Source organism: Methanobrevibacter sp. 87.7 (assembly GCF_002208625.1).
Lineage (GTDB): Archaea > Methanobacteriota > Methanobacteria > Methanobacteriales > Methanobacteriaceae > Methanarmilla.
On the sequence record NZ_MRCT01000041.1, the window covers coordinates 1 to 12,478 of the forward strand.

Genomic DNA, 12,478 nt, shown 5'->3' on the forward strand with positions numbered 1-12,478 from the left:
TTTATATAAATAAAAAAAGCAAATTATTATGATGAAAAAAGAAGATTTAATCTTCTTCAGTTAATTCAACTTTAATATCTTCATCATCAAATTCATAAGAATCATTAATTTCTTTAAGATTTTTTAATTCTTCAATTAACTCCCCAGTTTCAAGAAGATGCATAAAACCGTTAAAGAAATAATTCCATTCTTCTTGTTCTTCTTCATCACAGATAAAAGTAGTATTTTCCCTTAATTCTGCAGGATTGTCTGTCCAATCGGAACCAGTGTAAAATTCTTGATTCTCTACTTCACCATCATCATCATAATCAATAGCCATTAGAATCTCACAATCTGCTGAACTAGACAAATTAGTTAATTTAAATTCAGGCATATTGAACCACCTTATTTTTTTATTTTTTTTAAGAAAACAAATTCAATTAAAAATTAATTGAATATCACATATAAAATTATTCATTTAATTATATTAAATATAAAGTATATTTTTTATTAAATGAAAACAAATTCAATTTAAGATTGATAAAATATTACATATAAAATTATCTATTTAATTTTAAGTGAAATATATATAAATAAGCTATATTTCTTTTAACAATTCAAGTAATTCTTCTCTAGTATAACCTAATTTTACAAATAAATTTTTAAGTGATTCAGATTCATTTACTTCAATTCTATTCCATCTTTCAAAATCATTATCAATAATTGCATTAATTAATAATTGTATAGTAATTAAATCATCACTATCAATAGCAACTAATACATCTTTATCTTTAAATTCCCCATTAGAATCAATTAAATTAAATTTATTACTTCCATCACTATCTCTTTTGATAATAGCATTATTAATTTTATATGACATTTTCTCACCTTATATTAATTTTATAATAATTAATATTTAAAAACTATTAAAAAACTTAAAAAAATACATAATAAATTATAAAAAAAATAAAAAAAACTAGAATAAAAAAAAAAAGAAAATAAAAAATTATTGTTTAACTGCATTATATCCTAATTCAAAAGCTTTAATATTCATTTTATGGAATTTTTCTTTAAGATTATTTTTCATAGCTTCAATGATTAAATCTTTTGAAATAGGGAATGATTTAACTGCAACTGCAGAACCAAGTAATGCCATATTCAATGATAACATACTTCCAGCTTCTTTAGCATAAGCATTTCCATCAACTGGATGAACATTATTAAAGTTCTGTTTTAATGAATTTATCATAAAATCAACATTAGGATAAGATTGTTTTGAACTTGCAAGTTGTGCAGGAACTATAGGAGTAGTATTAAATACCAAATAAGTATCTTTATTTGCTTTATGTAATCCTCTAATAACTTCAGAAGGTTCAAATCCAAGAATCATGTCTGCAGTATGATTTTCTAAAATAGAACTTTTAAAATCACCAATTTTAAGTTCTGTAGAAACAGAACCTCCTCTTTGAGACATTCCATGAATTTCACTCATAACTACATTATAACCTTCATTCATTACAGCTTCACCAATAATTGTAGAAGTTTTAATAATTCCTTGACCTCCAACACCACAAATATAAATTGAATAATTATTTTCACTCATGATAATACCTCACTCTTGTGCTTGTTCAAATCCACCATATTGACAAATTTGCATACAAATAGAACAACCAGTACACATAGATTGATTAACTACAATTTTATCATTAATTTTACTAATTGCTGGACATGCTAATTCATTAATACAAGTATCACAATTAGTACATTTATCATAATTTACATGTACAGGTGGTTTTTTATGGAATCCTTTAATTAATGTACATGGAGATTTTGCAATAATTACAGAAACACCATCATTTTCAAATGCTTTTTTATAAGTATCAACAGTTTGTTTTAAATTTAAAGGATTTACTACTCTAACAAAACTTGCTTTTGAAGCTTTTGCAAGTTCACGTATTGAAATTTCAGGAGCTTCATCACCCATACCATCTATAGGCATTCCTGGGTTAGGTTGACCACCAGTCATTGCAGTAATACGATTATCAAGTACAGTTACAATAAATTTATGTTTATTATGTGCTCCATTAATAAGAGGAGCTACACCACTATGGAAGAAAGTAGAATCTCCAATAAAACTCATAACCATTTGATCTGTAGATACACTAAATCCACAACCATCACCAATACTTGAACCCATACTTAAAAGATAATCTGCTTCCCTATATGGAGCATTAATACCTAAAGTATAACAACCAATATCAGATGCAAATATAACATCATCTTGAGATATTTTAGCTTCTTTTAATGCTTGTTTTACAGCATAATAGGTAGCTCTATGTGAACAACCTGCACATAATGTAGGTGCTCTTCCAGGTAAATTTTCAATAATCTTATTAAGATCTTCAGTTTTTGCAAAACATCTTTTTTCAGTTTCATAACCTAAAACTTTTGAAAGCCCTTTTCTTACAATATCACAATTAAATTCTTTAATTTTTGGGAAAGTTCCATCGATTTTACCATGAACAGGTATTGAAAGACCATTTAAACCAATTACAAGGAGGACATCCCTTTCAATAATTGGATCAACTTCTTCAACAACAAATATTTGATCTAAATCTTTAATAAAATCTAAAATTAAATCATTTGGAGCAGGATAAGAAAGACCTAATTTTAAGAAATTAGCTTCTATATTATCTTCATTTACAACATCATATACATAGTTAAATGCACTACTTGATGCTATTACACCAATTTTAGCATTTTCACTAGTTGTAATTATTTTATTAAATTCAGATTTTGCAGATTTTTTAGAGAAATCATCTATTTTATCAACTAATCTTTCATGCATTCCTGCAGAGTTTGCTGGTACTGGAACATATGCTTCTGGATTTTTATCAAAATGACCAGTATTCCAATGATTTTCACTTTCTTTACCATTTTGTTTTTGAATATCTCCAAATTCAACAATTCCACGCATATGAGAAACACGAGTAGTGGTTCTTATAATAACTGGAATTTCTAATTCTTCAGAAAGATTAAAACCATAAACCATCATATCTTTTACTTCTTGAGGATTAGATGGTTCAAGTACAGGAATATTTGCAAGACGAGCATAATTTCTTGTATCTTGTTCATTTTGTGATGAAAATACAGACGGATCATCTGCTACTAATATAACCATTCCTCCTTTAACACCAGAATAACCAGTTGTAACAAATGAATCTGCTGCTACATTTAAACCAACATGTTTCATAAATGTAAATGATCTAAGACCAGAAACAGCAGAAGTAGCTGCTACTTCCATAGCCACTTTCTCATTAGTTGAAAATTCAAAATAAATACCTGCATCTTTAGCAATAACAGATAAAATATTTCCAATTTCAGAAGAAGGAGTTCCCGGATAAGTTGCTGCAACAGATAAACCTGCTTCAATAGCCCCCCTTACTGCTGCTTCATTACCTAGTAAAAATAATTTATCTCCTTTTTTACCATTAACTAATTGTTCATAACCCATAAATTTACCTCAATATTTCAAAAAAATTATTAAAATAATAATAAATTAATTATACTTTTAAAAATTGTAAATACAAAAAAATTTTATTTAAAACTTAAACTAAAAAATTAAAAATTTTAAATAAATTATTAAAAAATCTAATTTAAATAAAAAAATAAAATTCTAAAAAAATACTTGTAAATACAAATAGCTAAAAATACACTTTATTAATTTATATTTTAGTCTAAGGAAATATATATAATTATTATAAATATTTAGTAAAAAATTAATCTAATAATATAAATTTTAATAATAAATATTTATTCAATATATTGTTATAATAAATAATTATTTTACATATAAAATATAAAATTATAATATTAATAAATACTTTTTTAATAAACTTTATGAAAAAATTAAAGGATTTGAATACATCATGATTACAATTAAAGTTTCAAGGTTCAATCCAGAAAAAGATAAAGAACCTTATTTTGAAAGTTATGAAATTGAAGAAACAAATAAAATGAAAGTTTTAGATGCATTAAATATGATTAATGATAAATATGATGCAGATATTAGTTTCAGAAGCTCCTGTAGAGCAGGACAATGTGGTTCTTGTGGTGTTAAAGTTAATGGAAATGGAACACTTGCATGTAAACAAGAAATTAAAGATGGAGATATTATTGAACCATTAAATCTACCGATTATTAAAGATTTAATAGTTGATAGAACACCTTATGAAAATAAAACAGCAGACTTAGAATTAGAATTAAATTCTAAAGAAAGTAAAAAAATTAATCTTGATTTAAGTCCTGAAGAAATTGAAGAAACAAAAAAAGTTAGAACTTGTATTGATTGTTATTCATGTCTTACTAGTTGCCCTGTTGTTAAACATTTTGGTGATGAATATGCAGGACCTTACTTCATGAGATATTTATCAAAATTCCAGTTTGATCCAAGAAATGACAATGACCGTTTAAACGAAATATTATCTGAAGGAATTTATGATTGTACAAGTTGTAGAAAATGTGAATCAGTTTGTCCTAAAAATATAAACAATTATGGTGATGCAATAGAAAAACTTAGAGCATTAATTGTAAATGATGGTCTTGGACCTTTAGATGCACATAAAGGAATACATAAATCTGTTAAAGAAACAACAAGATCTGTATCTTATCCTGAAGAAGGAGGATTTATTGAAAATTATAATAAAACACATAAATCTGATAAAAAAGCAAAATATGCATTATTCACAGGATGTATGGTTGATTACAGATTACAAAAAGTTGGTTATGCATTAATGGATGTTTTTAAAGCTAATAATATTGATGTTGATGTACCTGAAGGACAAGTATGTTGTGGTTCTCCACTTATTAAAACTGGTCAAACAGATTTAATACAAGAACTTGCAGATAAAAATAAGGAAGTCTTTAAAGATTATGATACTGTAATAACAATATGTGCTGGTTGTGGAGCTACTCTTAAAAATGACCATCCAAAATATGGTTCAAATCTTAATGTTCAAGATATTAGTGAATTCCTTATTGATAAATTAGATTACTCTAAAATGAAAGAAGTTAATAAAATTGTAACTTGGCATGATCCATGTCACCTTGCAAGAGGACAAGGAATTAAAGATGAACCACGTGAAATCTTAGAAAAAATCCCAGGTATAGAATTTAGAGAAATGAAACACCCATGCCAATGTTGTGGTGCAGGTGGAGGAGTAAAAAGTGCAAAACCTGAAATTGCAATGACTTTAGCAAAAGAAAAAGTAGACATGATTAAAGATACTGGAGCAGAAAATGTTATTAGTATATGTCCATTCTGCCAACGTAATATTCAAGATGCATTAAATGATGAAGGTTTAGAAGAGATTAAAGCAATAAACCTTATAGAATTATTACAAGAAGCTTATGCAGATGAAACATGAAAAAGAAGGTGTTAATATCGGAGATACTGCTACAGAAGAAGAAATCATTATAGAAAATACACCATTAGTTAAAGAATCAGATAAAAAAGAATCTGAGACCAAATCTAAATCTAAAACAAAAGCAATTTCCAGTTCTACAACTAGGGGAATTATTAATAATGAAAATAATTTCTCAGATGCTGCAAAAGAAATTAGAAATAATATTTACATTGTTTTTGTAGAATGTGAAACATCAGGTAATGTTGGATTTCTTGCAAGAACAATGGCAAATTTTGGTTTAAAAAATTTAGTATTGATAAATCCATGCAAACTAAAAGATGATGCATATTATCAAGCAATGCATGCAAAAAAAATTGTAGAAACAGCAGAAATTTATCCAGATTTAAATAGCTTTTTAGAATCTAAACAAATTGATTTTATAGTAGGAACTACAGGTGCACCTGGTGGAAGTTATAATCTTTCAAGAATACCTATAAAACCAGAAGAATTAGGTAAAAAAATAAATCCAAATAATACTTCTGCAATACTATTTGGAAGAGAAGGTGATGGTCTAACAAATGAAGAAATAGATAAATGTGACATGATTGTATCTATTCCTACAGACCCAAGTTATCCTATAATGAATATAACTCATGCTGCAGCAATCATTTTCTATGAAATATTTAAAAATAAAAACAGTTTTCCTAAAGAAGGATTAACTGAAAGTACTTATATTGAAAAGAAATATCTATTAAAAGATATGGAAGAAATCATAGATACACTAAATATTCCAGAACATAAAAAGAAAAATGGATTAAAAACATTTAAAAATATTATTAATCGTGCATTTATTACAGGTAGAGAAGCACACACATTTATAGGAATATTAAGACATATTAACCAAATGTTACGTGGTAAAGAATAATTTAATTAAAAGAATTGAGGATAAAATATGGCAATTTTAAGTGATAAGGATCTTAAAGAATATATAAACAATGGAAAAATTGTTATTGACCCTTTAAAAGATCAAGAACAAATTCAACCTTCATCAGTTGATATGAGATTAGGTGATGAATTTAAAGTATTTAGAGTTATTAGAAAACCATATATTGATCCAAAAGATGATGATGACCTTGCATCATATATGGAATCAATAACTGTTAATAATGATGATGCTTTTATAATACACCCTGGAGAATTTGCACTTGCAACAACCTATGAATATGTTAAAGTTCCAGATGATTTAGTTGCACGTGTAGAAGGTCGTTCATCTATGGGAAGATTAGGAGTTACAATGCATGTAACTGCTGGTTATATAGATCCTGGATTTGAAGGTAAAATTACTCTTGAAATTTCAAATATTGGAGCAATGCCTGTAGCATTATATCCTGGACAAAGAGTATGTCAACTTGTTTTTGAAACTATGACAAATCCTGCAGAAAAACCTTATGGACATCCAGATAGAAATAGTAAATATATGGGACAAAAAAGTCCTGAAAGTAGTCGTATAAAATATGATTATGAATTAAATAAATAAATATTTCTAGAAAATTCTTTTAAATTAAAGCTTTAATTTTTATTTAAATACATAAAGGATTATTAAAAATTAATTACAAAATATTATTATAAATTTATAGAATTCTTAAGAACAAATATAAAAAATAAAATTTATAAATTTATACTTTGTTAATATAAAGAATCATTTTAAGAAGATTTAGAGATAGAAAAACAAAGTTTAATTATTATAATATAAATAAAAAAACTTATTTGGAGTTATTAAATGAATCATGATAAAATGACCAATATTAGTAGAAAAAGAGGTTTTTTATGGCCTTCTTTTGAAATTTATTCCGGAGTTTCTGGATTTACAGATTATGGACCTCTTGGAGCTGCATTAAAAAATAATATTATGCAAAGATGGAGAAAACAGTATGTTGTACGTGAAGGTTTCTCAGAAATTGAAGCACCTACTGTAATGCCAAAAGAAGTTCTTAAAGCATCTGGACATGTAGATAATTTTACTGATCCTATGTGTAAATGTACAGAATGTGGTGAAGTTTACAGAGCAGACCATATTATTGAAGAAAACATTAATAAAGATGTAGAAAGTTTAGAAAATGAAGAACTAGATAAAATAATTGAAGACAATAATATTAGATGTAGTGAATGTGGTGGAAAACTTTCTAAAATCTGGGATTACAACTTAATGTTTAAAACTCAAATTGGTGCAAAAGGAAATAAAGTTGGATACATGAGACCAGAAACTGCACAAGGAATTTTCATATTATTTAAAAGAATGTTAAGATACTTTAGAGGAAAATTACCATTTGGAGTAGTTCAACTTGGAAAAGCATACAGAAATGAAATTTCTCCAAGACAAGGAGTTATTAGACTTCGTGAATTTACACAAGCAGAAGCAGAAATATTTTTAAATCCAAATAATAAAAAACATCCTAAATTCCATACAATTGAAAATGTTAAATTTAGATTATGTTCACAAGAAGTTCAAATTAATGAAACTGAAGAAATAAATGTAACAGCTAAAGAAGCATTAGATAAAGGTATTGTATCTAGTGAAGTACTCATTTATCAATTATATCTTGCAAGAAAATTTTTAGAAGAACTTGGAATTCCTGAAGAAGTATTAAGATTCAGACAACATTTACCAGGAGAAATGGCTCATTATGCTCTTGATTGTTGGGATGTTGAATGTAAAACCGATAAATATGGATGGGTTGAAATTATAGGTATTGCAGATAGAGGAAATTATGATTTAACAGCACATTCTAAAGAAAGTAATGAAGAATTAAATGTATATATACCTTATGATGAACCTAAATTAGTTAAAAAAACAATAATTAAACCAAATATGGCTAAATTTGGTCCTTCATTTAAACAATACAGCCCTAAAGTAAAATCATACTTAGATAATTTAAATTCTGAAGAAATCCAAGAAATTAAAACTAGTCTTGAAAATGATGGAAAATATATAATTAGCTTAGATACTGATTTAGAATTATTACCAGAACATGTTAATTTTGAAGATGTTGAAGAAGAAGTTAAAGGAGAAAAAATAATTCCACATGTAATTGAACCATCATTTGGTATTGATCGTATATTATACTGTGTATTATTACATTCCTTTGTTGATGAAGGAGAAAAAGAATATTTCAAATTTAAAAAAGAAGTAGCTCCAATTCAAATAAGTGTATTTCCACTTCAAAATAAAAAAGAAATGCCAGAAATTAGTCAAAAAATTACAAATACCCTTAGAGAAGAAGGTTATACTGTAGATTATAATGTTTCTGGATCTATTGGTAAAAAATATGCAAAATCTGATGAGATTGGTATTCCTCTTGCAATTACTGTAGATTTTGATACTATTGATGATAAATCAGTTACTGTAAGAAATAGAGATACTGAAGAACAAGACAGAATAAGCATTGATGAATTAAATGAATATATTAATAATTATTTTAATGAATAAATATTAATTATTCATTAATTATTTACATTTACTAATTTTTATAAAATGGCTAAAACAATTTAATAGCTTAACTAAATAAAACAAACTAAAAAATTTTAATACTACTAATACCTAAATAATAAAAAAAAACTAAAAAACCTCAAAACCACAAAAAAAATACTAAAACCAAAAATAGCTATTTCTTGAAAAAAAAATAAAAAAAATAAATAATTTAAAAATATTAAATTAAAAACTAATTTTTAAAATTTAAAAAGCTTACTAATTATATTAAATACTATTTTTTAATAAAATATTCATTTAAAAATTACTAATAAATAAAACACTATTTTTTAATAAACTACGTAAATATTAGTAAAAATACTATTTTTAATAAATATTTAGCTAATTTTAAAATCTAAACAAAAATTAAATTTAATACTTATTAAATCATAATATGAAGTAAAAAATTACACTTTAATGAAATTTAATACTTATTAAATCATGATATGAGTAAAAAAATTACTCTTTAATGAAATATTTATCTAAATCATTAGATGACTTAATATTAAGTTTTTTAGAATCATTTAAAAAATAATTAAACAATTTTTTACCCCATAATGTTCCAGATTTAGATGTGTCATAGAACATGAACATAGTATCATATTCATTATCTAAATCAAACAATTGAATACTTAAAAAATTACTTCCAGAATTTAAAAAAATATCAAGTTCAGAATTAGATTTATAGAAATTAACATTAGACAAAGTTAATAAAATATTAAAATCTTCAGTATGATTTTTATATAATTCATATAAAATAGAATCTGTAACTATAATATTTAAAATAAAACTAGAATCAGTACTTACTAAATTAGATAAAATCTTAATATGTTCACTTGAACATATAGATAGAACAATATTTAAACTATGAGTTTTACTAATCAAATTAGTATATACATTAAAAGATTCATATGGTGAATTAAAATCATAAGTTAGTAACTTTCCATTATGAAGTAAATATAATTTATCAATGAAAGGACTAGGAATATCATCAATTATATGTTTATTTAAAAAATCAGAAACTCCTTTAGTAGGCCAAGCATCTAAAAAATTTAAATAATTAATAGCAATAATTTCACCTTCAGATGCAAGACCATAAGAATCATCATTTTTAAGTCCAATAATTTGATTATCTTCAAAATAATGAATAGTGTTGGATATAGATGATGTTTGTCCTAATAATTTTAACTCTGAAAAATTCTTATTTTGATTAACTAAATTTAAAAATACATAAGATTTTAATTTAGATCTTGTTAATGAAATTGTTTTATTTAATAATATATTTGCCTTATTAGACATAAAATTCCCTCACTAAATAAAATCATTCAGATTTAATAAATGAACCATATTTTGTACCACTATTACTATAACAAATATCAAAAAGAGATTTTCCCCATTTTAATGAATTTTCATCATGGGAAATAAGTAATTTGTTTTTATCGATTAAACCATCATTGTAAAATAAATTAATACAGAAAATAAAATCATTTAAAAATAAATTAAATTTAAATAATTTATTTGTTGCAAGTAAATGCAATTTTTTATTATAAAAAGCAAATTTTAATATTTGTTTATCAATTAATTCAAGAAATTTATTGTAAATATTTCGTGGAAGAATTAGATATACAGGTGTATTATTATTTAAAGAATGTGAAATTAAATCTGCATATTTAAAGTTTACTTCAGAAATTATAAGGTAAATAAATTTACTTTTTTTCAAATTTTCTACAATTAAATCATCTAAACCATAGATATTAGTTCTAAATGAACTTATAATCTTTGAATTTCTTAAAAGATTAATATTTAATAAAAGTTCATCTGGAAAATCCTCAATTGTATGATTAGACCATAATAATTTATATGAATCTATAACTTCAATTGAATTATTTAGATTAAAAATTAAACGTGTTTTTATTTTTCCACTATTAGTTAAGTAAAACTTTGAATTTTTCTTAACAACAAATCCCATTTCTTGTAAACGATTAATATTATTACTTAATGTAGGATATGTTAATTTTAGATTTTTATGCATTTCAGAAAAATTTCCACATCCATATCTTAAAAGATATTTTAAAATATATAAACGATCATTAGAATTTGTTAAAAAAGACAATTCATCAAAGATACTATCAAATTTAATTAAATAATTTCTTTTCAAATTATTTTTTTCAATCAATTTATCCATATTGACACCTTTTAAATAATAATATGAAAAATTCAATCCCCAAATCGTCTAAAAAATAAAATAGAAAAAATAATATAAAAGATTAATAAAATAAAAAGAATTTTTAATAATATTAAAAATTAATTATTTTAAAATAATTAATATAATAAGAATAAAAAAATAAAAATTTTAAAAATCTTTTAACTAATTAAATAATTGATTAAAGTAATATATAAATCTTTTTAAGATATTTAAATAGTTAAAACAACTATATATTAACAAATAATTCTTAAAAATAAAAATAATAAGAATATATTAAAACAATTAGATAAATATAAAATTAATAAGATTTTAATCATATACAGTATAAAATAAAAAATTATAAAAAATAATTAAAAACAATACTAAAAAAATAAAAAAACTATACAAAAAATAAATAAATATTAAAAAAACCGAATAAAAAACGATATTTAAAATAAATACATAAACATTAAATAATTATTCAAATATAAAATTATACTGTTTATAAAATGGAAGTAATAATATGATAGATACACATACTCATTGTGATTCAAGAAGTAGTGAAGATTTTGAGAAAATGTATACTGCAGGAATAGATACTGCAATTACCTGTAGTTTCTATCCATATGATTTAATGAATGAAACAGTATTATTAAATCATTTAGAAAGAATACTAAACTATGACACAAAACGTGCTGCAGAATATGGACTTGATTTAAAAGTTGCACTTGGAATACATCCAGCAAATGTTAATATTAAACCTGATTTAATCTATGAAAATTTATACAAATATATTGAAAACAAAGATATTGTAGCAATTGGAGAAATAGGTCTTGAAGATTTAACAAAACAAGAAAAAGAAGTATTTAAAAAACAATTAGAAATAGCTGATGAAACTAAAACAAAAGTAATTGTACATACACCAAGAAAACATAAAAAATCAGTTTTAAAAGAAATTAAAAAAATTGTATTAGATACAATAAATCCTAAACTTGTTGTAATAGACCATATTAATCCAAAAGTTATAAATGATGTAATTGATGAAGATTTTACTTTAGGTCTTACAGTACAACCTCAAAAAATGGATGTTTCAGATGCAGTTTACATACTAAACAATTATGGTTTTAATAAATTCTTATTAAATAGTGATATAAGTAATAAACCTTCAGATCCATTATCTGTTCCTAAAACAGTTAGAACACTTAAAAAATTAGGATATGCTAAAAAAGATATTAAAAAAGTTTCATATAAAAATGCTGAAAAATTCTTTAATATTTAAACTTCCTAATTTTTACCTTTTTTATAAAATTTTAAAAATACTATTTATAAATAATTAAAAAAAATTAAAACTTATTTTTTATAAAAAAAATTTAAAACTAAAAT

Annotated in this window: 11 protein-coding genes; 5 read left to right on the forward strand and 6 right to left on the reverse strand. The window is 23.9% G+C overall.

The window, feature by feature from the left end; translation table 11 throughout:
• Positions 1-46: 46 nt before the first annotated feature.
• The 4 genes from BGI41_RS03180 to iorA all read right to left on the reverse strand — a co-directional run bounded on the left by BGI41_RS03180 (position 47) and on the right by iorA (position 3,493).
• Positions 47-373, reverse strand: coding sequence for a hypothetical protein (locus BGI41_RS03180; RefSeq protein WP_088538797.1), 327 nt, complete (start codon positions 371-373; stop codon positions 47-49).
• Between the two features lie 204 nt (positions 374-577).
• Positions 578-859, reverse strand: a complete 282-nt coding sequence (locus tag BGI41_RS03185) for a hypothetical protein (RefSeq protein WP_088538798.1) — start codon at positions 857-859, stop codon at positions 578-580.
• Between the two features lie 126 nt (positions 860-985).
• Positions 986-1,582 carry an indolepyruvate oxidoreductase subunit beta gene (locus BGI41_RS03190; protein ID WP_088538799.1) on the reverse strand — a complete coding sequence of 199 codons (597 nt, stop codon included), beginning with the start codon at positions 1,580-1,582 and terminating at the stop codon, positions 986-988.
• Positions 1,583-1,591: 9 nt separating this feature from the next.
• On the reverse strand, positions 1,592-3,493 hold the full coding sequence (iorA, locus tag BGI41_RS03195) for an indolepyruvate ferredoxin oxidoreductase subunit alpha (RefSeq protein WP_088538800.1): 1,902 nt from the start codon (positions 3,491-3,493) through the stop codon (positions 1,592-1,594).
• A 415-nt stretch (positions 3,494-3,908) separates the two neighbouring features.
• Between iorA and tfrB the strand changes: the two genes are divergently transcribed.
• The 4 genes from tfrB to glyS all read left to right on the forward strand — a co-directional run bounded on the left by tfrB (position 3,909) and on the right by glyS (position 8,871).
• A complete protein-coding gene (tfrB, locus tag BGI41_RS03200) occupies positions 3,909-5,405 on the forward strand; it encodes a fumarate reductase (CoM/CoB) subunit TfrB (protein WP_088538801.1) in 1,497 nt (498 codons plus the stop codon).
• The gene (locus BGI41_RS03205) at positions 5,395-6,309 is read left to right on the forward strand and encodes a TrmJ/YjtD family RNA methyltransferase (RefSeq protein ID WP_088538802.1); all 915 of its coding nucleotides are present in this window, start codon (positions 5,395-5,397) and stop codon (positions 6,307-6,309) included. Before tfrB ends, BGI41_RS03205 begins: the two co-directional genes overlap by 11 nt.
• A 27-nt stretch (positions 6,310-6,336) precedes the next feature.
• Positions 6,337-6,921, forward strand: a complete 585-nt coding sequence (dcd, locus tag BGI41_RS03210; protein ID WP_088538803.1) for a dCTP deaminase — start codon at positions 6,337-6,339, stop codon at positions 6,919-6,921.
• Between the two features lie 243 nt (positions 6,922-7,164).
• A complete protein-coding gene (glyS, locus tag BGI41_RS03215; RefSeq protein ID WP_088538804.1) occupies positions 7,165-8,871 on the forward strand; it encodes a glycine--tRNA ligase in 1,707 nt (568 codons plus the stop codon).
• A gap of 498 nt (positions 8,872-9,369) precedes the next feature.
• Here the strand turns inward: glyS and BGI41_RS03220 are convergent, their stop codons facing one another.
• Together BGI41_RS03220 and BGI41_RS03225 are read right to left on the reverse strand one after the other, a co-directional pair.
• Complete coding sequence (locus tag BGI41_RS03220; protein ID WP_088538805.1) at positions 9,370-10,209, reverse strand: winged helix-turn-helix domain-containing protein; 840 nt, start codon at positions 10,207-10,209, stop codon at positions 9,370-9,372.
• Between the two features lie 22 nt (positions 10,210-10,231).
• The gene (locus tag BGI41_RS03225; protein ID WP_088538806.1) at positions 10,232-11,095 is read right to left on the reverse strand and encodes a winged helix-turn-helix domain-containing protein; all 864 of its coding nucleotides are present in this window, start codon (positions 11,093-11,095) and stop codon (positions 10,232-10,234) included.
• 523 nt (positions 11,096-11,618) lie between these two features.
• On the opposite strand from BGI41_RS03225, the gene BGI41_RS03230 reads away from it, so the two are divergent.
• A complete protein-coding gene (locus BGI41_RS03230; protein ID WP_088538807.1) occupies positions 11,619-12,374 on the forward strand; it encodes a TatD family hydrolase in 756 nt (251 codons plus the stop codon).
• Positions 12,375-12,478 lie beyond the last annotated feature (104 nt).

Coding starts and splice junctions, on each gene's coding strand:
- dcd (WP_088538803.1), top strand. CDS start 6,337: ATGGCAATTTTAAGTGATAAGGATCTTAAAGAATATATAAACAATGGA.
- BGI41_RS03180 (WP_088538797.1), bottom strand. CDS start 373: ATGCCTGAATTTAAATTAACTAATTTGTCTAGTTCAGCAGATTGTGAG.
- BGI41_RS03230 (WP_088538807.1), top strand. CDS start 11,619: ATGATAGATACACATACTCATTGTGATTCAAGAAGTAGTGAAGATTTT.
- glyS (WP_088538804.1), top strand. CDS start 7,165: ATGAATCATGATAAAATGACCAATATTAGTAGAAAAAGAGGTTTTTTA.
- BGI41_RS03190 (WP_088538799.1), bottom strand. CDS start 1,582: ATGAGTGAAAATAATTATTCAATTTATATTTGTGGTGTTGGAGGTCAA.
- tfrB (WP_088538801.1), top strand. CDS start 3,909: ATGATTACAATTAAAGTTTCAAGGTTCAATCCAGAAAAAGATAAAGAA.
- iorA (WP_088538800.1), bottom strand. CDS start 3,493: ATGGGTTATGAACAATTAGTTAATGGTAAAAAAGGAGATAAATTATTT.
- BGI41_RS03225 (WP_088538806.1), bottom strand. CDS start 11,095: ATGGATAAATTGATTGAAAAAAATAATTTGAAAAGAAATTATTTAATT.
- BGI41_RS03220 (WP_088538805.1), bottom strand. CDS start 10,209: ATGTCTAATAAGGCAAATATATTATTAAATAAAACAATTTCATTAACA.
- BGI41_RS03205 (WP_088538802.1), top strand. CDS start 5,395: ATGAAACATGAAAAAGAAGGTGTTAATATCGGAGATACTGCTACAGAA.
- BGI41_RS03185 (WP_088538798.1), bottom strand. CDS start 859: ATGTCATATAAAATTAATAATGCTATTATCAAAAGAGATAGTGATGGA.